Genomic DNA, 23,324 nt, shown 5'->3' with positions numbered 1-23,324 from the left:
AGGGGCAATCGGGGAAGAACGGCTCTAAGCCCTTGAGAGGATTGGTGCGCCTGGGAGGAGAAAGTTCGAACTCTCTCTTCGAAGCGCTGGAGGAATGGGAAAGCCATCTCGCATCCATAGGGTTTAAAGCCCCGCGGTGCGACGATGACGAAAACGCACCATAAATTCAACCAGATAGCCAAGTGCAAGACGCCGCCGCCGTTCTCGCTGCGGCTCAGCTTCGAGGAACGGGCGAAGCTGGAAGAGGCTGCGAACGGCGTGCCGCTTGGCGCGTATATCAAAGCCAGGCTGTTCGAGAGCGATCTGCCGAAAGTTCGGCGGCGCGGTGCCAAGCCGCTCGCCGACCATCAGGCGCTGGCAAGGGTGCTGGCCGCGCTTGGCGGGTCGCGTCTGTCCCAGAACCTGAACCAGCTGGCGCGGGCTGTGAATACCGGCACTTTGCCCGTCCATCCCGAGACAGAAGAAGAAATCAAGCAGGCTTGCCAGGAGGTCATGGCGATCCGCGCCGAACTGCTGCGTGCCCTCGGCATGGATGGAGGCGCGCAATGATCCTGAAAGGCAATGAGCGCGGCAATGGGCGCGAACTGGCAAACCACCTGATGCGGGGCGCGGAGAACGAGCATATCGAATTGCACGATCTGCGCGGCTTTGCCGCCGATGATTTGTTCGGCGCGATGCAGGAAAGCGAGGCCATCGCCAAGGGCACGCGTTGCCAGAAACACCTGTTCTCACTCTCGCTCAGCCCGCCGCAACATGAAGCCGTGCCGGTCGAGGCGTTCGAGCAGGCCATCGGCAGGATCGAAAGCGAACTCGGCCTGGAAGGCCAACCCCGCGCTATCGTCTTCCATGAAAAGGAAGGCAGGCGTCATGCCCATGCCGTCTGGAGCCGGATCGACGGCGAAGAGATGAAGGCCATCAACCTGCCCTTCTACAAACGCGCGCTGAACGGCATCGCGCGCGACCTTTACCTTGAGCATGGCTGGGAAATGCCGAAGGGCTTCCGCGATCAGCGCCAGCGCGATCCGTTCCAGTTTACCCGCGAGGAATGGCAACAGGCCAAGCGCACGCACCAAGACCCGAAGGCCATAAAGCAGGCATTGCAGGAATGCTGGAGCGCGTCCGACAATCGCGCGGCGTTTGAGTCGGCACTACGCGAGCGGGGGTATTTTCTGGCGCGGGGTGATGCGCGCGGCTACGTCGCCGTTGACTGGCGCGGCGAGATTTATTCCCTGAGCCGCACAACAGGCGCGAAAACAAAAGACCTCAAAGAGCGGCTGGGGGGTGCGCGGGAGTTACCTTCGGTCGATGAAGCAAAGGCGCGGATCGCGGAGAAGATGACGCCCAGGCTGCAGGCATGGGCGAAGGAGGAACAGGCCAGAGCCGAGAAAGCTGGCCTGGCCGCGCAGTTCCAGCGCGAACAAATGGTGCAGCGCCACCGGCAAGTACGGGACGGGCTCAAGACCCAGCAACAGGAACGCTGGCTGGATGAGGAACGCAAACGGGCGGCGCGTACGCCGCGAGGTCTCAAGGGTCTTTGGGGCTGGATCACGGGCAAGAACCACAAGATCAGGCAGGAAAACGAGGCCGAGATCGCCAGAGCGCAGGCGCGCGACCGAGCCGAAAAGCAAACGGTGATCGAGCGCCAGCTTGCCGAGCGGCGCAATCTGCAGCGCCAGATCAAGCTCGCGCGCGACAAGCAAAATGAACGCATCACCGCGCTCGGCCGCGATGTCGCGCGGTACATGGAAATGGGCGCGGCTGCCCCCATCCCGACCCAACAATCAAAGCAACGCCAGAGGCAGCGCGAGACTCGCGATGTGGAACGCTCCCGCGAACGCGGGAGCGGACCTGGCTTTGAACCCGGTTAACGAAAGGAGAACTGCTATGAGACACACGCTCATGCTCAATCTAGATGAAAAACACGCAAGGCTGCTCGAAGAGTTGCGATTGCACTTCAAGCTCTCGGCCGAGGATACGGCCCGCTTTGCGATCCGCCTCACCCACGCGCGCTGCAAGCAAAAGCCCGATGTGCTGGTGCCGGAGTTCAAGCCGCGCTCCAGACCATCCCGCCCCGAGCCGGAGGACAACGCGCCGTGCTGAAAGATCAGGAGTTCACGACGCCGACCGGCGAGCGCGTGCTGTTCTCGGGTAATGCCGTGCGCCTCGGCGCTGGCGAAGCGATACAGGCCTATACCGGCGCGCTCACTCACCTGCACGTCATCAAGAATGTCGGCGATGCTGTACTGCGTGATGAAGCTGTGATCGTCGCCGAAGGTGAAAACGGCGCGGTTGAGCTTTACGCCCCGTGCGATGGCACCGTCGTCTGGATCGACGAAGGACTGACAAACCTTGAGGGCTGGCTCGTCGAGATCGCGCCCGCGCCCGCCGATACGGCGGACGCGGTTCAAGCTTAGAAGAGCGACATCTGCCGCGAGGCGGCTTCGCGCTCTTTCCAGCCGGGCTTGGCGGCTTCATGGTCGAGGAAGGCGCGGACGTAGCTTTCGGCTCCGCCGTATTCTTCGACGCTGGCGGCGGCAACGTGATGCGAGAGGTAGCCGGTCTCGGTGACGGGCAGCGCTCTGCGATCTTCGCTGAGGATTTCGATGTGATCGAAGTCCTTATGCCAGCGGCCTTTGTGGTGCGTGATTTGGACCGCAATGCCGTTCCAGACGATCTGGATGGTAATGGGGGCGCTCATGAGCGCCCCGCTTCGTTTTCGGTTTGGGGTGCATCTTCCAGCGGCAGGCGCAGGACGATGCGGCCATTGATCGGGCAGGTCTCCAGCTGGAGGGTGTAGCCGCGCCCGTCCTTGTGCTTCCATGCGGCTCCGACCTTGTTCCAGAAAGATTTCTCGCCCTTCTGGGTGACGTGCCAGGCCAGATAGTCCGGCGCGTTGATGTCTTGGGTGGGTTTCTCGTTTTCGCGTGCCATGTGTCTTCTCCTTTGCTTGGGTTGGCTTGCTAACGCCCTCCCGCAGGGCCGGAGGCAAAGGGTCAGCGTTCATGTTCAACACGGCTGGCGCGAGCCAGGTGGCGCGGGCAGGACATTGAAGGATGAGCCGCCTTCGGCCAGGGAATTGGGGCATTTGGTGCAAGCCGTCCCCGAGCAAGGAAGAGACCGGCAAACGAGGCAGAAAACGAACGAACCGCCCGAGACGGCTATCCGTGCGCGTTAGTGACAGGCACACGGGCAGCGCTCGGCCTATGGTGAAATCCGCACCCTGAACAGGGAAAGCCGCTCCTTGGCACAGGCGGGGCGTCAGCAGCATCAGCGCTGTTGAACGCTGCTCACGATCAATCCCGTCAGCAATCCAAGAGCCCCACTTGCGGGGATCACCGCAGCAAACCAGTTGCAAAGTATCTCATGGGCTCACCCCCATATTTTCCGCGTGGGCAGTCGTCACCCGACCCATCAGGCCTTCACTGGCCAATGATTGTGATGAGCGGGCCGAAAGGCCCTGAGTGGTTCGGGGCCTCCTTCAAGCGAAAAGGAGGATGAGCCATGAAACTCGTCACACGGTTCGAAGCGGCATCCCGCAGCACGGCAGAATTGCACGGTCTATTGCGGGAGGCATTCAACGCCTTTGCCGCCGCCCCGCGCGGCAGCCAGGAGCGTCACAACGCCCTGCAGTCGATGCACAATATCGAGGCCGAGCTCGCAGCGCGCGCGCCAGGTCTGTAACTTTACGCGGTCGCGCCGCCGCCTTTGCAGCGGAGCGATCACTTCTTCGAATTCAGACTTTCTGGAGGAAGAGCGAGTTGCTGTAGGATTTTCTCCTTTACCTGTTCTGGCAACTTAGCATCACCTAAAGGCGTATTCTTTCCGCCAACATATTTCGTCGCTCCAAAAATTTCTTGCTGAATCTTGATCGCCGTCTCGAAGTCCACCTCAAGTAATTCAGCCAGCGCCTGAAAAGTCAGAGCCTCGCCTGGCCACTTCACACCTTCCTCGCCTGCAAGAACAGACAGTGTAGTCTTGGAAAGGTTCAAGCCGGTTGGATGAAACGCACATTCCCGAATTTCGCGAATATCCCGTGCAAGATCAGAAAGTGCGCGCTCCAATTTTTCAAGCTTCTTAATTCCCTGATCGAGCAATTCTTCGTGTGGCGTCCTCAAGCGGGCGGTGCTGTGAAAATCCTTCAGATAGTAGGTATAAGTTATGCCGTGCACTACATTTTCGTCGTCCGTATAGTTAAGGGTGACATCCATACGATCATCGAGTTGCTCTTCGAAGAAATCAAAGCCAGCACCGAGGAAATTTCGCCGTTCACCCGGGTGAATAATGCGGAAGGGCTCTGTATAGGGACGGCCCAGCCCAGGGGTCCACACCTTTGCAATGTCGCTGTTTTCAATGCCTTTAACGTCAATCCAGACATCAAAGATCGCCTCCAGCCCTTCATTTTCAATGGCGAATGATATTGCGCCACCCTGGAAGAGGACTGAAAGATTTGCACCGCCAGCCATGGCTGCGGCGCGTCTCCGAATATCGTCAACTTCAAATGAAAGCAACGGGTCGACGCGGAACAGACGACGCGCATAGAATCGCTTGTCGGCGGATTGATGTGGCGCGGCCCTCGAAGGCGGCACGTTGATGACGAGCAGATGCCCCTCGTCAACCTCGATTCTTGCAATTGTCAAATGCAGGCTTGGCGTGATTCGGGAGAGAAGACCGTCTTCGATCCAAGCCTCGTGCTTTTTGCTATCTGTAATGGGTACAATTTCGGAAATCCGTCTATCAGTGTCCTCCTCGACACCGATGATAAGGACACCGCCAATGCTGTTAGAAAATGCCGTGATCTCCCGTGAGAGAGTTTCGAAGATCTTTTCATTTTTCTGCGCAAAAAGACGGCATGACTTGAACTCAAGTGTGGCGTTCTCGGAATCGCCTCGCTCTTGCATCTCTAGGATATCTTCGAGGGTCTGCGGTACAAAATAGGTCATCGTGTGTGCATTCTTATCTAACCAAGTAAGCGTTTAGGATAGATCATCCTTATGTTTTTAAAAGAAAAATAATCGATGCGACAGTACCTCTTGAATTTTGCCCTGCCAGAGCATGGAAGCGCCTGCCAGATGGCAGGCGCGAAAATTTTTTCTGAAATGGAGCCGCCTACGCGGCGGCTCCTGCTTGCTGGGGCTCGACTTCGATAAGGGGCTGCAGGCCGTGCAGGTAGTCGGCCGCGCGCTGCGCATGAGCGGCAGCGGCGAAGATCGTCCGCTTGTCGTCTTTCAGGACTTTGAGCCAGCTCTGAATGTAGGCGGCGTGGTCAGTGCCGGGCTCGGGCGTCAGGGACAGATCGGCGCAAAGGAATGCTGCGCCCAGCTCTGCCACCAATTCCTCTTTGGCATAGCCTTCATCGCCCCAGACCTTGCGCCCAAACTCGCGGTCAAGGCGGCTTTTGTGCTTGGTCCAGTGGGTCAGTTCATGGGCAAGGGTTGCGTAGTAGGCCTCGGGGCTGCGGAAAGACTCAAACACCGGCATCTGCACATGATCACTCCCGCCGCTATAGTGCGCGCTGTTCCCGCCATGGCGGATGTCTGCGCCTGTGCTGGTGAAGAACGCATCCGCATGCTCGATCCGCTGCGCGGGATCAATTATGGGCTCGGGCTTGGCGTAGTAGTGTTCGGGCAAGCCTTCGATCTGCTCGACATTGAAGACGGTATATTGCTTGAGGTAGGGGATTTTCCGCTCTTCCTCTGATCCGTCGTCCTTCTCATCAAGCTTGGTCAGGGTGTTGGCATAGACCACCTGATTGCCGCGCTCGCCCTTCTTCACATGCGCGCCGAGTTCCTTGGCCTGCTTGAAGGTCATCCAGAACGGCGAGAGATGACCGCCCTCGACGGCCGCGCCCCAAAGCATCAGAACATTGATGCCGCTATAGGGCATGCCGTTATGCCGCAGGGGCTTCATGATCCGCCCTTCCATGTTGCCAGCGCTCCAAGGCTTCAGCCAAGTCAGCTGCCCTTGCTCCAGATCGGCAATAATCTTGTCGGTTACTTTCTGGTAAATATCCTGTTTCATTGGCTTTTCCCTTCATTGGGTTAGTCGGTTTCGCATGAAACCGGACTAGGCCCGCGCCAATGAGCGGGGGGACGGCCGTCCAGACCGAAAGCCATGGAGGTGGTGCGGGCGCAGCCGCAGGCGAGCCACGGCCCATGGCTTTCGCCCGAAGCCAAAGCGGAGGGCTTGGTCTTGACGGAGGACGGGGCCGTCAGGCCCCCAACGAAAAGGAAGAAGGTGTCAGCCGTTCACGGCTGGCCGATGATGCGCAAGGGATGGAAGCCGCATGGCCGAGACTGACCTGTCAGGCTCGGTTCACGACAGCCCGGCCCGAAGGGTGCGCGAAATACTCGAACTGGAGATACAAAATTGTGGTCAAATAGGAGCCGATTAGCGGCGAGCAAACTCGTCGCCAACAACAGAACGAAGTAGCTCAAGCAACTCAACACGGTTTGAGCTCGCTGAAGCCGAGTGCAGGACCTTATCAAAATTAAATAGCAACCCGGAATTGCGCCTCGGGTTGAGGAACAGGCAATCCGTCCAGATATCCTCGCCACGCTCTATCGTCGCGGAGTATTTCAAGAGCCAATACATCAAGACTTGCCGAAAATCCCTTGCCATGAAGTTTCGGTCAGTGTGCTTCACTTCTATGAGGATTGTTCCCAGCTCAAAATCCCCAGTGCCAGACGCTATCCATCCTAGACCTGGTATCGGCGGGGCAATGGAGAGTGTAACATCAGGATGCTGTTCCTGAGCGCTACGCAACATGGCGACCAAATTGCTCGCCGCATGAGTGGCCAATTCCTTGTCGTGCTGGACAATCTCGTCAGGTATCTTGGCATCAAAATGTTGTCGCTGGCGCTCCACAGCAACGCGAAGGACATCGTCCCAACTTGGCGCATCGTCATCCTGCAAGAGCCTTTCTGCCCTCGCCATCGAAAGCTCGAACAGCATCGCCTTGTGGAGTTGGCTTTCGTCGACAAGTTCATCAGAAAGCGCTTCAATACCCTGAAATGAAAACATGCTCTTGTTGAGAGCGCCGACAAGGCCGCCAGTCAAGCGCGGAAAGAGAATATCCAGAACACCAGGAATGTCCCGCGCAACAGTTCTCGGGTCGCGAAACGGAAGCCTCTTAGCCATTGTTCGCCACCCAACTCTGATAGCAGGTTGCAAACGTCTCGCCATTGTTATCTTCGAAACCTAGTCGCCATGATCCTTCCAACGACCTGCGTAGCTGGCTCCTGGCATGGGTTCCATCGTCGCCGAAATTCCCGGCCGCCAACCATAGCATCCTTTGCTCATCAGGGTTTAGGTTCTGCCACAGGTTTATCAGCCGCGTAAAACTTGCCCGGTCGCGCCAGTGTCTCCAGCAGTCGATACAAGCACGTCGAACCGAACTGGATGAGCTCTGGTCATATGTTCGCCTGACAAAAGTTCCCCTGACTTCTGTCCGTCTAAAGCGAATGGCGCGGAGGTAGTGCAGAATATTCGCTTCAGGCATCAAAAGGTGAGGCGTTGCAGCGGGGATTCTATCCAGCAAATCATCAATTTGCCCGAATACGCCTTCGAACTCTTCATTGGCCCGGACTGCGTAGACGCCTCGAAGAATCTTCGACCAAGAGGCTCGGAACGAGTCTAAATTGCTCGGGTCCAGCAGCGTGGCGCATAGCTGCGCAGCAACTTGCGGCTCTTGAAACTTCAATGCCCTGCCGATCTGAGCCATCACGAAGGCATCGGGTTGCGATTTTTCCTTCTCAAGGTCCAAGAGAAACTGAATATCTATGGCGTCAAAAGATTTCTTTAGCTGCTCGTACTGGGCTTGAGCTTGAGCGGCATCTGAATAAGGGTCAAAATGGAGATCAAGCTCGCGTAGGGCGATTGTTGTTTCATCACCCTGTCCGAGCTGCACGCCGATGTATTCTTTGTAATGCTTCGCACTTAGGGTGGTCGTCTTGGTCCGATTTAGCGAAAGCCCGTAGTCCGCAAGAGAATTCGAAAGTGTGGAAAGAGCCGCGTACGCTTCTTGCTGAGAGTTGCAGACCAATGTGAAGTCATCGACAAAGCGATGCCAGACGATACCCGCATCAGAGAGCGAGATATCTATTGGGGTCATCATAGCTTCAGCAAGCACGCGCGCGCACTGCCCCCCAACGGGCAATCCGAATGACCTCCCTGATGCCAGCTTGCTAAGAATTCGGTCTATTTGAACGGCAACGGTTGAATTCGCGGGAGCCAGGTCATTGACGACGTTCTCTAGTCTGTGATGATAGATATGTTCGTAGAAACTAGAGATGTCCGTCTGAACGACTACGCAGCCCTCCCGTTCTAGAGCGGGCTCTTGAATGGTTGCTTCTTTGTAACTTCTCCAAGACCGGCCTTTGTCAAACAGGGACTCTCCGTCGGCACTCAGCCTATAGGAGTGCGCGCGGTCGCTGCGATTTGGTTCGTTGGCTTCCGCAATCGCGAAACCGAGGCCGTTGAGGTAGAGGTTCCAGAAAGGATGAATCTTCGTGGTGATGCGAAAGCCGTGAGAACCTGCAGGAACCAAGAGACGTTCTGAACCGATCGTCAGCTCGTTCATAAAGCCCGCTGCATCCTTCACGGATTTTGCATTAACGCTTTGGAAGAGCCGAATACATATCTCTGATAGTTCATCGGCTTTGTCGCGAATGAAGCCCGCATCTACATCATAGGGGAGCGTGTCGTTTTCGCCGCTCTGACCGATTTCCAATGCCGCTCTGCGGAAATGCTCTTGTTCTACAGTCAGCATTTCAGCTCTCCGGCTCTTCCCGCGCTCATAGACCTATAGTTCATGTCACTAGCTTGCCCGGTCATTATGTTCACTTCGTCGCATTCTTCTGCGCTCGCGAAACAAGCGTGGCCGAATTCGGATCATATTGATATTCCTTGATTGTCCCGTCTTTGATCCTCTCTACAACCTCATCAATGGCGTAGAGGGGCACAAGAAACCATTCGCGCGGAACAACAGGATTGCCGAACCTATCTTTGATTTCGATGTCGAGCTTTGCAGGGGCAAAGATGCGATGGATCAGGTTTTCGAGCTTGGTGCGGTTTATGTTGTAAAGTTCGTAGGTCGCGACCACGTCGACGTTCGCCATAAGAAACGTCGGTTGAAGGTGCGCGCCCGCAATGCGTTTTTCGACGCTCATATTGGTGACGCCGATTTTGTGCACCAGATCGCGGTTTTCGGCGACAAGAGGCAAGTCGGATTTGCTGCGCAGCACGTAGATCGTCCCGCTGGCCTCATCACCATCAATGGTCTGATCGGTGAAGAGCGGACCGGCAGTGGGCTCGGTAATCCGGCGTCCGGCATCATCCTTGTTCAGGGCGCGCTGTAGCGAGCGCATGAGCATGTTGCTCTCGGTGCCGTTGTCAAAGATCACACGAAGCCTGGCATCCGTCCGCCCGTGTTCGGTCGTAATGACTTCGCCCTTCTCGGCGACGTAGGCTTTTTGTCCGCCGACAATGAAGAAGCGGCTTGTCTCGATCTCGGCTTTCATTTCGAAGGGGCGCGTTTCGCGTATCCCCGCATCAAGCTCCTTCTGGATTTGCTCGAAGAGCGGCTTGAACTTGCTGAAATCCTCGCACCTCTGGCGGTTCGCAACTTCCTCGGCAGCCTTCTTCTCGGCGCTTGGCCTGACATGGCGGAGTTGCGTAAGCTCCGATGTCTGCACTTCAACGCCAAGTTCGGCGAGCAACGCGTCATCGTCCAGATCATCAGCGGGCTCGGCTGCCAGATCCTCGCTTCCTGCAATAAGTCCTTGCCGATCCATCGGCTCCAGAAGTGTACGGCACTCATCCAGCTCACGCATGCGCTCCAACCGAACCGCGTAGATGCGCTCGAAAATATCACGGCTCTCCCCATGACGAGGAGCGTGACCATGCTCGTCGACGAACCGCTGGATTTCCTCGAAGCCCGCGATAATGCGTTCTTCGCGAGGGGTGCGGCTGGAAGCCTTTTTGTCCTCTACCTCGACGCCAAGCTCGGCAAGCAATGCATCATCGTCATCGGTAAACTGCTTAGCCATTTGCGGCCTCCGCCTTCATACGGGCCAGAAAGGCAACGCCCTCGGCCATCTTCTTTTCCCATGCGTCGGGTGAAGTGATCGACGGCAAGCGCCCGCGTTCTTGTTTGAATTTCAGGGCTCGCTTCGCCAGGTCTCGTGCTTCGTCCGGCGTGAGTTGTACGCGCTTGGCCGAGATAACGGCAGCAACTTGCTTGAGGCTTTCTTCGCTCATTGTCTTGGCAAGGATCGCATATGCCTCGCTGAACGGATTAATCCTGTCGATCAGGTCGATGTCGAGTTCGCGCACGTCCATGGCGAACTTTCGCACGCCGTCGATTAGCGCGGTGTTTGCGCTGGCGACATCATCATTATCGTTGCCGAGAGCAATCTCCTTGGCCTTTTGCGTCAGATTGAGCGCAGCAATCGCGTGTTGGCGCACGGCTTCCTGGTCTTCTTCATCGAGCTCGGGATACTTGTCCTTGACGATTTTGCCCATGCGGACCTGGGTTAGCTCTTCGGGAACAAGCTCTTCATCGAAGAGACCGCGCTCGATGTTGGTTTTGTCCTGCGCGAACGCAGCAATCACTTCGTTCAGGTCTTGCTGGCAGATGCGTGCAGCTTCCTTGCTCTTGGGCTCCACCAGTCCTTTGATCTCGATTTGGAACTGCCCGCTTTCCTCGTTGAAGCCGACATTGCATTCGCCTTCCTTGTAGCCGCCTTCGCCGTAGTCGAAGCCTTCCACCGGCCCGCTGTCGGGTTTCTTGGGTGCGAAGTTGAACCGAGGGGCGAGCACCTGCTCCATCAGGAGGCTGGCTGCGATGGCCTTGAGGGTATCGTTCACGGCCTCGGTTACAGCTTCCTCTGAGGCATCGGGCTCGGCGATCAGGTTGGTGAAGCGGGCACGGGTTTTTCCTTCGGCATCGCGCGTGGCGCGGCCGATGATCTGCACGATTTCCGTCAGGCTGGCGCGGTAGCCCACGGTCAAGGCGTGCTCGCACCAAATCCAGTCAAACCCTTCCTTGGCCATGCCAAGGGCGATGATGATGTCGACGTGATCGCGGTTATTCTTCTGGGCGGGGTCTTTCAAGGCGGCCGATACCTTGTCCCGCTTGGCTGGTTCATCATCCACCAGATCGGCGATACGCAGCACCTTGCCGTCCGCCGTCTTCACAAGCTGGAAGCCGGTCGCAGGATCGGAGCCCTGCCAATCGCCCAGGGCATCAATGATGTGCTCGACCTCGCGGTGCTTGTCCTTCGTGCTCTCGCGCGCGTTCACGTTCGGGATGTGCACGATGGTCTTCTGGCCTGCATCCAGAACCTTTAGGATGTCGTCAGCATAGGCGCCCGAGTAGAAGAAATAGCCGATGTCGAGCTGCTTCAGGTACTTATAGCCGTTGAGTTGTTCATAGTAGGTATAGGTGACGGTATCGAATTTCGCCTCGTCATGCGGCATCATGACGGGCTCGGCATCGCCCCTGAAATACGATCCCGTCATGGCGACGATGTGCACCTTGTCGCGCGCGATGAAGTCGGCCAGATGCGCGCCCAGCTTGTTGTCGGGGTTCACCGAAACATGGTGGAACTCGTCCACTGCAATCAGCCGATCATCGAATGCCTCAATCCCGAACTTGTCCACGGCAAAACGGAAGGTCGCATGGGTGCAGACCAGCACGCGGTCGTCGCCGTCAAGGAAGGCCTTAACCGAGTTGACCTTGCCGCCCTCGCTGCCAGGCGCGTTGCATAGGTTCCACTTCGGCGAAACCGTCCAGTCAGCCCAGAACCCGAACTTGCTCAGCGGCTCGTCATGAAAGCTCGATCCGATGGATTTCTCGGGCACGACGATGATGGCCTGCTTGAGCCCCTGATTGTGCAGCTTGTCGAGCGCGATGAACATAAGCGCGCGGCTCTTGCCGGAGGCAGGCGGCGACTTGATTAAAAGGTACTGCTCACCCCGTTTCTCATACGCGCGTTCCTGCATGGGCCGCATGCCGAGCTCGTTCGACTTGGTGGAGCTTCCGTTTCGGGAATAGGTGACGGAAACGGAGGGGACAGACTTGGTACTCATTTCTTAAACACTTTCGCTGCGTGGTTGCCCTTGTCCCATGCTTCTTGCACGAGCCCAGATTCGGCGAGGAAGAACTCGCCGCCTAGAGAACAACCTTTTGGTTTTTGGCATAAAATCTTCTGCATGGCACGTTCCCCGCTCTTCGCGTGATCAGAGCTTGGATATGGGTTGATGCCGTATTTCGGTCCGGAATGCAGGACTTCCCATCGGAAAGCACACTTCGGAATGGCTTTGTTGTGATCGGCGCATCGTGTCTGTGGCGACTTGGAGAAGCCGGCCTTCACGATAATCTGGCCATTCGCAGGCCTACCCAGAAAAGCATCTGTATCGCCCTGCAATGCGAGAATGTAGAGATGCTTGGGTCCTTCGGACTCTCGGGTGACAAACGAGTTTTGCGAAACGGGTCCCGCCTTGCTTGGAGCGAGAATCTCCTGTGCAGTTCCGGCCAGCGAACCGATAATAGGGTTCTGGCCATAAACATCGACTTCCTGCAAATCCAGTTTGAGTATGTTGGCGGCCTCTGCCTGCGACAGGGGAACGCCGCGCGAACCTATGTGCTGCCAAGCTTTCGACTTCGTCGCTTCGGGCGCAAAATCGAGCACATTCATGCGAGTTTCGGGCGTAACGCGCCAAGCCCGCGTTGCCTTGACCCCGTAGTTCCAGCGGCCCGCGCGGTGGGGGTCTTTCTCCTTGGCATCCCATGCGGGTGGGAACATAAACTGTTCGGCATTGCCGATCTTGTGAGAGCATTGCTGAACGCCAATGACTTTGTAGAGCTCGTCTTTCGAGGCTTCTCCCGCCCCATAGATCACGACGAGAACGCCTGGCTTACTACCGTTGATGAAGCCCTGCCTCCTGCTTTCGTCGGCAAATCCGAGAAAGCCCCATTCTTCGGGTTTGAAGCCATAGAAACTGGTGAGCCAGACATTGGGCGGGTCGGACTTGATGGCTTCCATCGGAAACATCAAATCGCTTTCCTTGTGCGCTTCCTCGAAGGCTCGAACGCTGCCGTAGGTGTCAACGACGCGCGCTTGGACCGATGGCATCAACTTGTTGCCGCGTTCAGGCCAGCCATGCGCAGCGAACATCTCGGCGTACCCGCCATAGTAGTCGTTTGCGATCCTTCTGATCGCCTGCGCATCGCCACCTTGAGCGTAGTTTGGGGACTCACTCACGAGGCACCTGCTATTCTACCTGCAGCACCCTTTGTGGAAGTCATCTTGGTGTAGAGCTCAAAAAGCTTTTCCAGGCGCTCGGTATCGTTCTTGAAGCGGCGGCCGATATAGATGCGCTCCAGAACCTCGTCGTTGCGATCATGCGCTGCGCGCAGATCGTCCGGCATTTTCTCGGGGTCATAGAGGTCGGCGATGGTGGCGGGAAAATGCGCCTCGCGCGCCAACAGGATGTCCTCGGCGCAGTGGGTCAAATCTTCCTTGTTCTTCTCGGTCAACTTGGGAACGGGGAACGTATGCCATCCAAGTGTATTTGAGTAGCGGATGCGCGTCTCAAGCTGCCCGCAGACGGTTGAAACCCAGACCCAATGCACCCTAGAGGCGATAAGCGCCATGTTCCATATTGGCGCGTCGTACAAAGCAAACGCGTTATCCGAAACTATAGAATGCTTAGACAGGAGACCTACCGGAAGGTAAACTCGATTTTCCGACGTTACCTTCGGTACGACTATTGTCTTGTCAGTCCCTCGACCTTGAATCTGTTTGAACCTATGCGGTCGATCGGCAAATGCGCGAGTAGATTCTGCATCGCTGGCCAAACGCATTTCCTTAACGCCATCAAGCCGCTTTGAGATTTCAGGTGAGGTTAAGGCGTCAGAAACTTGATCATCCTCTATCCAAAGGCATCGGCGGACGATGCCCTTGACGAATTCTTGTGAACCAACAAAGTCGAACAAATACTTTTCGGCCACAGGGTCAGATTTCGAGACAAGCTCAGCTTCCGACGCAGTCATCAGAAGATGGCCTCCATCTTTGGGCATATTGCCAAGATCCATGTAAGCACAGCCAGAAATCGAACTTCTCGCTGGCTTGATATTTATCGCTTTTCCTGGCACCAGATATGATGAAATATTCTCAACCGAATTCGCTACGGTCGCCCCGTCCTCTAGCGTGTAAATGGTAGGCGTTTTGTCGGCTTGATTGCTGATCGCAACGATTACAACTGTCACACCCGCATTGTGACTTGCCAGATTTGACCACTTAAAGCTGGTATGCGCAAAAGTGATACTGCTTCCCGTTTGAAAGAGAAGCGGCCAAAGTATCGGAACTTGAACCCCTTGGCATATTGAGTTTGTTGAAACCAATGCAGCAACAGATTTTGTGGTCAAGCTGTTGGATGTCACTGAGAACTGACCCAGCAGCGATAGGAAATGTCACTGAGAATTGACCCATGTGGAACCCTCCCCCTGACGAGATTTGTCGGGGGTCATTGGAGTGATCGACATGGATTTTTTGAGCGTCATTCGACGGTGGGCACTGCGGGACAAGATGCCCATCCGCGAGATTTCGCGGCGGACTGGACTGTCCCGAAATACGATCAGGCGTTACCTGCGTGCCGGGATCGTCGAGCCCAAGTTCAAGGCACCATCGAGGCCGAGCAAGCTCGACCCGTACGCGGAGAAGCTGTCGGGCTGGTTGCTGGCCGAACAGCGCAAATCGCGCAAAGAGCGGCGGACGGCGAAACAGATGCACGCGGATCTGGTTCAGCTGGGGTTCGATGGGTCCTACGAGCGGGTCTCAGCCTTTGTCCGAGCCTGGAAATCGGACCGGCAGCGCGCGCAGAACACGACGGATCGCGGGACATTCGTGCCTCTGGTGTTCAAGCCGGGCGAGGCCTTCCAATTCGATTGGAGCGAAGACTACGCGATCGTCGGGGGTGAACGGACCAAGCTGCAGGTCGCACACATCAAGCTGTCGCACAGCCGCGTGTTCCTGGTCAGGGCATATTTGCTGCAGACACACGAGATGCTGTTCGACGCGCATTGGCATGCGTTCAGAATCTTCGAAGGCGTGCCGGGCCGCGGGATCTACGACAATATGCGCACGGCGGTGGACCGCGTGGGCGTCGGCAAAAAGCGCGATGTAAATGCGCGCTTCATGGCGATAACCAGCCACTACGTGTTCGAACCCGACTTTTGCAATCCGGCGGCGGGATGGGAAAAGGGCCAGGTCGAGAAGAACGTCCGCGATGCGCGCAGCAGGATGTGGCAGGTGATGCCCACCTTCCCTGATCTCGATGCGCTGAACTGCTGGCTGGAAGAACGGTGCAAGGCGCTGTGGGCCGAAACCGCACATGGCGGTTTGCCCGGCAGCATCGCAGACGTCTGGCAAGCGGAGAAGCCCTCGCTGATGCCGTTGCCCACCGCGTTCGACGGTTATGTCGAGCAAAGCAAGCGGGTGTCCCCAACCTGCCTCGTCACGTTTGATCGCAATCGCTACTCCGTGCCTGCCAGCTTTGCGAACCGGCCAGTCAGCCTGCACATCTACCCCGAAAGGCTGGTTGTCGTTGCTGAAGGGCATGTCGTCTGCGAGCACCAGCGCATCATTGAAAGGTCGCATCGGCAACCGGGCCGCGTCATCTATGACTGGCGGCATTACCTGGCCGTGATCCAGCGCAAGCCCGGTGCGCTGCGTAACGGCGCCCCGTTTGTTGAGATGCCGAGGGGCTTTCGTGAGCTGCAGGATCAGATGCTGCGCAGACCCGGCGGTGATCGGGAGATGGTCGACGTCCTGTCGTTGGTATTGCATCACGACGAACAGGCGGTCCTGTGCGCGGTGGACATGGCGTTGAAGGCCGGCGTGCCGACAAAGACCCACGTGCTGAACCTATTGCACAGGCTGGTGAACGGCACTTCAGTCGAGTTGCCAGACGTAACGCCGCCTCCGGCCTTGACGCTGAGCAAGGAGCCCGAGGCCAATGTTGCACGCTACGATGGGCTGCGCACATCCGGAGGCAAACGCCATGCGTCATGATCCCGCCGGAGCTGCCATCGTCATCATGCTCCGCAGTCTGAAGATGCCAGGCATGGCCCAAGCCGTGCATGACCTCATGGAACAGGGCGCGCCTGCGTTCGATGCGGCGATCCCGATCCTGTCCCAGCTGCTGAAGGCTGAAATGGCCGAACGTGAAGTGCGGTCCATCTTTTATCACATGAAGGCAGCGCGCTTCCCGGCCCACAAGGACCTGTCAGGCTTCGACTTCGCGGCCAGCGAGGTCAACGAGGCCCTCGTTCGGCAGCTTCATCGATGCGAGTTCCTCGATGCTGCCGAAAACGTGGTCCTGATTGGCGGGCCCGGCACCGGGAAAAGCCATGTGGCGACCGCCCTCGGAGTCCAGGCGATTGAGCATCACCGCAAACGCGTGCGCTTCTTCTCCACAGTCGAGCTGGTGAACGCGCTGGAACAGGAAAAGGCGCTGGGAAGGGCCGGGAAAATCGCCGAGGCGTTGGTGAAAACCGAATTGGTGATCCTCGACGAGCTCGGATACCTGCCGTTCAGCGCCTCGGGCGGCGCCTTGCTGTTCCACCTCCTCAGCAAACTTTACGAACGCACCAGCGTCGTGATCACCACGAACCTAAGCTTCAGCGAATGGGCCAGCGTCTTCGGTGACGCCAAGATGACCACGGCGCTCCTCGATCGCCTCACACACCGCTGCCACATCCTGGAAACCGGAAACGACAGTTATCGCTTCAAGGCCAGCTCCGAGACCGCGAAAAAAAAGAGGAAGGAGACGCCAATGTTGACCCCATCATGAACCGACCGACATACTGACAGGCGGGTCAAATCTCGATGACAATGCTGGGTCAGTTCTCAGTGACATCCAACACGCTTGAGCGTAACTATGTGGTTGTTACGTGCGACAGGGACTTTACCCATGTGATCGCACCAGCAGTGCCGGGTCTACGCGTCCAACTGGTCTGATCCGATGGCTTTTGGATATCGAGGTTCCCTTCTCCATCTGCGCTTTCGATGAAGATGGCCTGGGCTGGGGTGAAGATCGAAGATCTGATCGCCCGGCCGGGGCATGCGCAGCTCCTCAGCGTTGCTGGTGCGGCGGGGTGTCAGTCGTTCTGCGGTCGGGTCAAGCCGCGATCCCAGTCTCCTCCGGCATTCGGATATCATATGGCATGACGGCGCTGGCACGCAGCTTTATGCCATACGCGAGGGGCGCTGGCCCTCCTGCCTTTCGAAACCTGTTACGAATGTTCTTACATCATCGGCCGCTACGATACCCCTCAAGCTAAGGGGCAAAACATAGCCAAGGTCAGCGCCTACGAAAATATTAAGGTTTTCGCGCTTACGATCCAACATTCCAGCAGGTACGATGACGATTTCGCCGGGGCTTACGACAATGTGGGTGCCTCTGCCGATTGCCATTACCGCGGTATACTCGCACCTAACTGCGCACTCCCAATGCCTACCTCCCGGTGGACGGGAAGGACGCTGCGCAATCCGCCGCTTGGAACGAACACTTTGGCTTCCGTGGGCCGCCTTGGGAATGGTGCGAGCCCAAATCAATCCGTCCGCTTGTGTTCGAGTACCGCCGGCTGCCGCAGCGAACCGATCGCGTGTCGCGCTGCGTCGACTGGCTGGAAGTCTCCATAATTTGGCTGCATGACAAAGCGCCACAGCGGCATGCGGTTTAAGCCTTCTCTGGAACAAAGCGAAGTGAACCATCCGGCCTGGACGGGTGCGCTGATATCGATGACCTCACCACCGGACATCGTTCGCTGCGCATAATAATGGGCGAACATTCGGCTGAGGCTGCCAGCCATTTCGAAACCTTGATAGCTCAGCTCCGGCGGGTTGCTCTCGAACTCGATCGCGAGAACGCGCTTTCCGTCAACGGTGGCGCGGGCGTCCGGCGTTTCCCAGTCGCTATAGTTCATCACGGTCCAGGCGATCTGCTGGTCGTGCGGGTGCAACAGCTCCTTGCCATCGCAGAAAAGCTGGGCTTTGCCGATGTTGACCAGCACACGGCCATCCTCACCGATGTCGCTGGTGCGATCAGGATCCATCGTCAGTCGCAGCGTTAGCGGCGCCCGTAATCCAAGGGTCTGATCGCCGACCGCTGCCATCTCATTCGCCTTGATCGCATCCATCATGTCGAGCGTCAGGTCTTGGTCACCGGGAGCAAGTTGCTCGGGATCGATCAACGTCCAGATCGACCACCGAGCCCAGAAAACGGCGAGCTTGAGCGTTCCACCTGTCGCCTGCGCATAATTGTTGAGCGCGCGCCGATAATCTCGCTTCAGGATCTTGCGGCGCTGGCGCAAGGCGTTCCGGACGTAGACGTTCTTCACCTCGACGAGCCAATTCGACCCATCCTTCAGCACGATCCGGAAATCGGGCGCTTGCATGAACACGGCGGATTGGAGGGGGCCAGTGTCTTCGGGCTTGATCATCATGACCTCGTCCAGGCTCGTCACGAGGTTTTCGAACATGGCCTCGGCCCGAAGACCCTGAAGAAAGGTCGGATCCGACATCGCCTCCTTCATCGAATCATCGACATGCAAGCCGAACGCTGCCGGCATCGCGGGATCATTGAGCGAAACCCCCTGGCTCACGCCGAACCGGGCGATCTCACGCAACAGGTCGAAGGGCTTTTTCACGCTTTTGGCTCCTTGGGGTTGAGCCAGCGCAGGACCTCTTGGCAGACCGCCGGGTCGCCCAGATCCTTGACGAGCTTATCATCGGCAACCGTCGCGGGACCGCTCCGAAGCCAGGCAATCGCTGCATGGCCTGTGGGAAGGAGCGCCTCCAATGCCTCGGCCACTTCCGGACGCTCTTCGCGGGTTAGCCAGATTGCAAGGAGGACGAGAACGCGTCGCTTCGGGCGCGCTGCCAGGTACTGTGCGAGCGCGATAACAAATTCGCTCCGGCCACGATAGGCGGCGACAAGCACGAGCGAAGCGGCGACGCTCGGCATGCGGGTCGCGACTGTCGCCGCGTCGATGTCGACGACAACGGCCGCATCTAGACTCTCCGATTTGAAGACGAGGGCATGGGCAGCCGCTCGTCGCACAGCTGGGCGACCGGGCGAGATCTAGCAGGCGCTCCTGCATCGCCCGTCCGCCATGCGTGACAAGCAGTTCAAAGACGTCGTAGCGGAGCTTTGGATCGGTGGTCTCAATCCCGAGCGTGTCGAGACGTTCAAGATCATCGTATGGCAGGCTTGGCAGTGCCGCAAGCGCGGCAATCGCTTGGTGGGCGATGGGGAAGTGATCATCCTCTTCGTATCGTCGATAGGAAGCAGACCACTGTTCATGTGCCAGCGACATCAACGTCGGAACATGGTCGGGATGGGGCTTTGCAGCCAAAAGCGCCACCAGAGCCTTCCGGACCGGACTCCCGTCCGCCTTTGCCAGTTCGAGCAAACCCGCAGGAAGTGGGGCTTCCAACGGATCGCCGACCGCCTTGAGCGCGGGCGCGACGACGTCGGCGAACATGTGATCAAGCGCGTCTTCGACGATGTGGTTGAGGCCCAGCGCGATTGCGGCGGCTATCGCCTCGGCACACGGATGTGCATCCTCCCAGGTGACCCTAGCTTCAGCAAGCGTTACCTCAATGTCTGGCCCGACATTGGCTCCCAACACCGCGTGTTGTTTGATCCGCAGCCGCCGAACGTCGGGGCGGGTTCCGGGTGTAGCAGCGAGCAACGCTGCCGCTGGTGGCGGGAGTGGAACGATCTCGGCCGCATCGGTTCGCAGCGCGCGGGCGGCGTATGCGATAGCCGCGTAGTCCGCAGGCAATAGGTTCCTGGCGGCGTTGGCTTCATCTTCTCCCGGGTTCGGAGCGTCATCGTCCGGCTCATGGAAAGGCCCGCTCCTGGCGCGCTGAGCGAGGATGTGGCCGAGATCGATTGCGAGTTCGACCGCTCGCTCCTGTTCACCCGTAGCGATCAGGCCATCGAGAATTCGTGGCAACTCTTCCCGGCGATGGGCGATCAAACATGACAGTGCTGCCGTCCTGACATCCCTGCCGTCGAGCCCTTTCGAGATTCGTTCGATTAGGCGATCATGATAGGCATCGTCCCAATGATGACGAAGCGCGTGCCAGATCGCATCTTCGTTCTCGCCGTCTCGGACGATCGACCAGGCACCACCAAGCTCCTCTGAGCTGGGCGGCGTTCCTTCGCGCGCGTCGGTTGCGAGCGATCGCATCCAGTCCGCCTGAAGGGCTTCAGCCTGAGGGTGCTGGGCCAGCCGCTGCCAGCCTTTGACCTCACGCACCTTATCGACATAGGCGCGCAGAAGTTGCTGGGCTGTGTGCCCGTCGCCTCTCTCGGCGAGATGCTCCATATATTCGTCGGAATAAACGCTGTTGATGTAGGCAAGGCGTTCCTTGCGGTCCGTTTCGGGATCGTTTGGTTTGGGCGCAAGCTCAGCGACAGCGGCGTCAACGATGCTTTCGAACCCGTCGAGATCGCGCAAAGCTCCCTCGGCCAGCGTGTCGACGACCGGGTCAAACCCATTTCGAACGATCCCGGCGGTCGCCTCGAGATAAACCGGGGTCAGATCGGGCGCGAAGCGCTCGAGATCGGCCACGAGCGCGAAACCGTAGCCGGTTCGATCATTCGGCAGCATCTCGCGGACGAACCGTGTCGCAATCTTCGGCATCTGCGGTGAGTGAGCCATTCGATCGTACCAATCCTGGCCGTGCCCCGGCGAACTCCAGTGCATCAGGTTGGCGAAGGTTCTGTCGGGCCGATGGTTGATGTATCGCGCGAATTCCGCGCCGACCGACTCCTCCGATCCGACCGCGGCTGCGATCCGAAAATGTTCAGGAATGCGCGTAGCGGGATCTGAGAACTGTTGATCGATCCAGGTGTCGATCGCCTTCTGCGCGGCGGGTTTCGGCGATACAGCCAACTCCTCCACGCGACCTGTCGCTTCTAGGATGCGTGCCGCGATCCCCGATCCCCAGGCAGCCCCAGGGCCATCTGGATCCGTCAACACGTCAATCAGCGTCCGAAGCGCGACGGCAGCAGGAACGGGATCGCGCTTCAGCGCGGCCTGAATGCCGGCCTCCACTCGAGGATGATAGTAGGTCGCGTCGCCTTCGCCGACGCGCAGATTGCGTGCAGCCGCGAAGAAATCGATAAGGGGTTGGACGCCGCGGTCGAAGCTGTCACTGCGCTCCGCCAGATCGACTTCCAGCGATCGAACGGTCCGGATCGACAGCTTCTCGCTCGCCTTCAGGAGCCCCCAAATCACGGCAGCGGCTGCGACATCTTTCCGTTCCCGAATCTGCTCGACGACCGTTAGCTCGATCGACTCCTCATGCGCTCGGTTCATCGCCGCCTTAATGAAGCCACCGTTATTATTGAGCTCAGGCCGCCCGGACGTTCGCATGGCATCGAAAAACTTTTCGATCTCGAGCGGTGAGGCGAGCTCGTCGAGCACCTGCTGTTCTGCGTCGGCAGCGAGCATTTGCACATCGCGAGGCAGCGTGCTGATCCGGGTTCGATAGAGCTTGCTGCGCTCCTTTGGGCCGTAATGCTCGACCTCGAGTGGCACCAACCACGGCTCGATGGTGCTGAGTACGCCCGCCGACACACCCACGTCGCGCCGGGTCGTGACGACGATACGCCGATCATGTGTGGCGCCGGCAAGAAAGCGGGCAAGTTGGTCGTTCCAGGGGCGGCTGGCTGGCTCGAAATCGAAACGGCCCCACGGGTCCTCGATGTCGTAAAGGACGGCAGGATCAGTCTTGTCGTCGCGAAGTTGCTGCGGTCCTTGCCGGATCGGCTTTGACGACATGCCAGGATTCTCGGCACGCAACTCCTCGTAGAGTTTGCGCGTCGCGAGTGTCTTGCCGGTTCCCGACTGACCGATGATCACGGCGGCATATCGGGGCGAGCCCATCGCCTCCCGCAGCGCCGCCCAGTTCTTGGGATAGACATAGTTCTCAAGCTGCGGCGATGTCGCGAGATAGCCGTCATGTTCCCGGATAATGTGTGCCACCTCGTCGCGCTGCCACTGGCCCCCGCCGACCCGCCGAACACGCATGCGCGCTTCCTCGCGCAGCTTGTGGAGGCATTCTATCCAGCGGGAATAGGGAATCCCAAAGCGCTCGATCAGGATACGCTTAATCTCCCCGACCAGCTTGTCCTCGTCGAGGTTAGCGATGATGCCCACACGTCCGGCAGCTTTGGCGGGAAGGCTGGAAACCGTCGTCGCTGGCATTCCACCTGGTTTGGGCCAGCTCCCTGCTCGGCCGACGCGCAGGCCTCGCGTTTCGCCGTTCAGGGCAGCGCTGGTGATCAGAAGGTATCGAACATCAGAGTCGGCGAGGCGTCGCGCCGCAGAGAGCCGGCGCGCGCCGCCATGCTTCAGCAGCGCATTGATGCCTGCGACCGTCCAAGCATCGCCGCCACGGAGCTTTGCCTGCACGACAAGCTTATAGCCGTCGGCGGAAACTTTCGTCGCCAGGCGGCCAGGCTCGCTCTCGATGAGCTCCGCCTCGATATCCTCCTCAGTGCCGGGCTCGAGTTCGATCGATTGGGCAATCTTGTTCGCCAGTAGGAGATCCAGCGCGAGCCACACCGACACGTCGACCTGGTAATCATATCCAGCTAGGGAATGGGCTCCCGATCCGGCGCCGTCATCGCCTTCTTCGACCGGATGCGAGGGTGTTTTACCGTCAGTCATGCAGGTGGCCCCCGCCATTCATGATGACCAGCCCCATAGAATTTGAGTATGCGCACTTCATGCGAAACAATCTGCCATCGGGTTCAGGCGTCGCCAATCTGAAATCCGCGATCGGCAAGTAAGACGGGGCGGATTTTCGCGCCCGAAAACTACCTTGATCAAATCGACGCCGGAATATTACTCGCTCGTCGGTCATTGCGGCGCGCGACATACAGGCTGAAAATAGTGGGATTCGGCCAAATCTGGCGCGTTTCGCACCGCGGTGGCAGCAAGCTGGCATTCGACAGGTAGTAAGTGCTGAGATGCGCTTCTACGATTGACGGGCGCAAACCGACCAACTGGGCGCGTGACCCGAACGGCGGATTTCAGCAAGAACCTGTTATGCCATCAACCACCCTGAATGGCTTGGGTTATTCGGGATCTGCCGGAAAAGCAGAACGTCCGCTCCTAGGAGAGCAAAATTGCGCCTGAGGGAGCGAAAAGGGTCGGAAGTGGACAACGACGCATCCGAATGTCGGCTATTCCATTTGTGCGGCTGTAACCTGCCTTTCCGGATCGTCCGACCGAG

At 58.2% G+C, this 23,324-nt stretch carries 19 protein-coding genes; 7 read left to right on the top strand and 12 right to left on the bottom strand.

Annotation, left to right across the window (positions count from 1 at the left end):
• Positions 1-144: 144 nt before the first annotated feature.
• Genes mobC through FDP22_RS04380 form a run of 4 tightly spaced genes read left to right on the top strand, consistent with a single transcriptional unit; the run spans position 145 to position 2,414 of the window.
• Positions 145-549, top strand: a complete 405-nt coding sequence (mobC, locus tag FDP22_RS04395) for a plasmid mobilization relaxosome protein MobC (protein ID WP_138579346.1) — start codon at positions 145-147, stop codon at positions 547-549.
• Positions 546-1,868, top strand: coding sequence for a relaxase/mobilization nuclease domain-containing protein (locus tag FDP22_RS04390; RefSeq protein ID WP_138579344.1), 1,323 nt, complete (start codon positions 546-548; stop codon positions 1,866-1,868). Before mobC ends, FDP22_RS04390 begins: the two co-directional genes overlap by 4 nt.
• A gap of 16 nt (positions 1,869-1,884) precedes the next feature.
• Complete coding sequence (locus FDP22_RS04385; RefSeq protein ID WP_138579342.1) at positions 1,885-2,100, top strand: hypothetical protein; 216 nt, start codon at positions 1,885-1,887, stop codon at positions 2,098-2,100.
• A complete protein-coding gene (locus FDP22_RS04380) occupies positions 2,094-2,414 on the top strand; it encodes a biotin/lipoyl attachment domain-containing protein (protein ID WP_138579340.1) in 321 nt (106 codons plus the stop codon). Before FDP22_RS04385 ends, FDP22_RS04380 begins: the two co-directional genes overlap by 7 nt.
• Here the strand turns inward: FDP22_RS04380 and FDP22_RS04375 are convergent.
• Positions 2,411-2,698 (bottom strand): hypothetical protein, encoded by a 288-nt coding sequence (locus tag FDP22_RS04375; protein ID WP_138579338.1) that lies wholly within the window; start codon positions 2,696-2,698, stop codon positions 2,411-2,413. The two genes, FDP22_RS04380 and FDP22_RS04375, sit on opposite strands and share 4 nt — an antisense overlap.
• Positions 2,695-2,931, bottom strand: a complete 237-nt coding sequence (locus FDP22_RS04370; RefSeq protein WP_138579336.1) for a hypothetical protein — start codon at positions 2,929-2,931, stop codon at positions 2,695-2,697. Before FDP22_RS04370 ends, FDP22_RS04375 begins: the two co-directional genes overlap by 4 nt.
• 570 nt (positions 2,932-3,501) lie before the next feature.
• On the opposite strand from FDP22_RS04370, the gene FDP22_RS04365 reads away from it, so the two are divergent.
• On the top strand, positions 3,502-3,681 hold the full coding sequence (locus FDP22_RS04365) for a hypothetical protein (RefSeq protein WP_138579334.1): 180 nt from the start codon (positions 3,502-3,504) through the stop codon (positions 3,679-3,681).
• Positions 3,682-3,719: 38 nt separating this feature from the next.
• Here the strand turns inward: FDP22_RS04365 and FDP22_RS04360 are convergent, their stop codons facing one another.
• The 8 genes from FDP22_RS04360 to FDP22_RS04325 all read right to left on the bottom strand — a co-directional run bounded on the left by FDP22_RS04360 (position 3,720) and on the right by FDP22_RS04325 (position 14,446).
• Positions 3,720-4,940: an AlbA family DNA-binding domain-containing protein gene (locus FDP22_RS04360; protein ID WP_138579332.1), complete on the bottom strand. Its 1,221-nt coding sequence runs from the start codon at positions 4,938-4,940 to the stop codon at positions 3,720-3,722.
• A gap of 166 nt (positions 4,941-5,106) precedes the next feature.
• Positions 5,107-6,018: an ArdC family protein gene (locus FDP22_RS04355; RefSeq protein WP_138579330.1), complete on the bottom strand. Its 912-nt coding sequence runs from the start codon at positions 6,016-6,018 to the stop codon at positions 5,107-5,109.
• A gap of 369 nt (positions 6,019-6,387) precedes the next feature.
• Positions 6,388-7,137 (bottom strand): hypothetical protein, encoded by a 750-nt coding sequence (locus tag FDP22_RS04350; RefSeq protein WP_138579328.1) that lies wholly within the window; start codon positions 7,135-7,137, stop codon positions 6,388-6,390.
• A complete protein-coding gene (locus tag FDP22_RS04345; RefSeq protein WP_138579326.1) occupies positions 7,130-8,767 on the bottom strand; it encodes an RNA-directed DNA polymerase in 1,638 nt (545 codons plus the stop codon). The genes FDP22_RS04350 and FDP22_RS04345 overlap by 8 nt, the downstream gene beginning before the upstream one ends.
• Positions 8,768-8,837: 70 nt before the next feature.
• Complete coding sequence (locus FDP22_RS04340; RefSeq protein ID WP_138579324.1) at positions 8,838-10,046, bottom strand: GIY-YIG nuclease family protein; 1,209 nt, start codon at positions 10,044-10,046, stop codon at positions 8,838-8,840.
• Positions 10,039-12,090 (bottom strand): DEAD/DEAH box helicase, encoded by a 2,052-nt coding sequence (locus FDP22_RS04335; RefSeq protein WP_138579322.1) that lies wholly within the window; start codon positions 12,088-12,090, stop codon positions 10,039-10,041. The genes FDP22_RS04340 and FDP22_RS04335 overlap by 8 nt, the downstream gene beginning before the upstream one ends.
• Positions 12,087-13,265, bottom strand: coding sequence for a GIY-YIG nuclease family protein (locus tag FDP22_RS04330; protein ID WP_138579320.1), 1,179 nt, complete (start codon positions 13,263-13,265; stop codon positions 12,087-12,089). Before FDP22_RS04330 ends, FDP22_RS04335 begins: the two co-directional genes overlap by 4 nt.
• Positions 13,262-14,446, bottom strand: coding sequence for a type IIL restriction-modification enzyme MmeI (locus tag FDP22_RS04325; protein WP_138579318.1), 1,185 nt, complete (start codon positions 14,444-14,446; stop codon positions 13,262-13,264). The genes FDP22_RS04330 and FDP22_RS04325 overlap by 4 nt, the downstream gene beginning before the upstream one ends.
• Before the next feature lie 100 nt (positions 14,447-14,546).
• Here FDP22_RS04325 and istA point away from each other — a divergent pair, with 100 nt between their 5' ends.
• Complete coding sequence (gene istA / locus FDP22_RS04320; RefSeq protein WP_143972275.1) at positions 14,547-16,076, top strand: IS21 family transposase; 1,530 nt, start codon at positions 14,547-14,549, stop codon at positions 16,074-16,076.
• On the top strand, positions 16,066-16,857 hold the full coding sequence (istB, locus tag FDP22_RS04315; RefSeq protein ID WP_143972228.1) for an IS21-like element helper ATPase IstB: 792 nt from the start codon (positions 16,066-16,068) through the stop codon (positions 16,855-16,857). Before istA ends, istB begins: the two co-directional genes overlap by 11 nt.
• Before the next feature lie 760 nt (positions 16,858-17,617).
• Here istB and FDP22_RS04305 read toward each other — a convergent pair.
• A complete protein-coding gene (locus FDP22_RS04305; RefSeq protein WP_138578577.1) occupies positions 17,618-18,715 on the bottom strand; it encodes a hypothetical protein in 1,098 nt (365 codons plus the stop codon).
• A 78-nt stretch (positions 18,716-18,793) separates the two neighbouring features.
• Entirely contained in the window at positions 18,794-22,756 is a 3,963-nt protein-coding gene (locus FDP22_RS04300) for a hypothetical protein (protein ID WP_138578575.1), read from the bottom strand.
• Positions 22,757-23,324 lie beyond the last annotated feature (568 nt).

It is taken from the genome of Paroceanicella profunda (genome assembly GCF_005887635.2).
Classification (GTDB): domain Bacteria; phylum Pseudomonadota; class Alphaproteobacteria; order Rhodobacterales; family Rhodobacteraceae; genus Paroceanicella; species Paroceanicella profunda.
This window is presented reverse-complemented; position numbering and strand designations above follow the sequence as displayed.

What these genes read in the sequence shown, in the direction of transcription:
- mobC (WP_138579346.1), top strand. Translation starts at nt 145, where the DNA reads ATGACGAAAACGCACCATAAATTCAACCAGATAGCCAAGTGCAAGACG.
- FDP22_RS04390 (WP_138579344.1), top strand. Translation starts at nt 546, where the DNA reads ATGATCCTGAAAGGCAATGAGCGCGGCAATGGGCGCGAACTGGCAAAC.
- FDP22_RS04385 (WP_138579342.1), top strand. Translation starts at nt 1,885, where the DNA reads ATGAGACACACGCTCATGCTCAATCTAGATGAAAAACACGCAAGGCTG.
- FDP22_RS04375 (WP_138579338.1), bottom strand. Translation starts at nt 2,698, where the DNA reads ATGAGCGCCCCCATTACCATCCAGATCGTCTGGAACGGCATTGCGGTC.
- FDP22_RS04370 (WP_138579336.1), bottom strand. Translation starts at nt 2,931, where the DNA reads ATGGCACGCGAAAACGAGAAACCCACCCAAGACATCAACGCGCCGGAC.
- FDP22_RS04365 (WP_138579334.1), top strand. Translation starts at nt 3,502, where the DNA reads ATGAAACTCGTCACACGGTTCGAAGCGGCATCCCGCAGCACGGCAGAA.
- FDP22_RS04360 (WP_138579332.1), bottom strand. Translation starts at nt 4,940, where the DNA reads ATGACCTATTTTGTACCGCAGACCCTCGAAGATATCCTAGAGATGCAA.
- FDP22_RS04355 (WP_138579330.1), bottom strand. Translation starts at nt 6,018, where the DNA reads ATGAAACAGGATATTTACCAGAAAGTAACCGACAAGATTATTGCCGAT.
- FDP22_RS04350 (WP_138579328.1), bottom strand. Translation starts at nt 7,137, where the DNA reads ATGGCTAAGAGGCTTCCGTTTCGCGACCCGAGAACTGTTGCGCGGGAC.
- FDP22_RS04345 (WP_138579326.1), bottom strand. Translation starts at nt 8,767, where the DNA reads ATGCTGACTGTAGAACAAGAGCATTTCCGCAGAGCGGCATTGGAAATC.
- FDP22_RS04340 (WP_138579324.1), bottom strand. Translation starts at nt 10,046, where the DNA reads ATGGCTAAGCAGTTTACCGATGACGATGATGCATTGCTTGCCGAGCTT.
- FDP22_RS04335 (WP_138579322.1), bottom strand. Translation starts at nt 12,090, where the DNA reads ATGAGTACCAAGTCTGTCCCCTCCGTTTCCGTCACCTATTCCCGAAAC.
- istA (WP_143972275.1), top strand. Translation starts at nt 14,547, where the DNA reads ATGGATTTTTTGAGCGTCATTCGACGGTGGGCACTGCGGGACAAGATG.
- istB (WP_143972228.1), top strand. Translation starts at nt 16,066, where the DNA reads ATGCGTCATGATCCCGCCGGAGCTGCCATCGTCATCATGCTCCGCAGT.
- FDP22_RS04300 (WP_138578575.1), bottom strand. Translation starts at nt 22,756, where the DNA reads ATGACTGACGGTAAAACACCCTCGCATCCGGTCGAAGAAGGCGATGAC.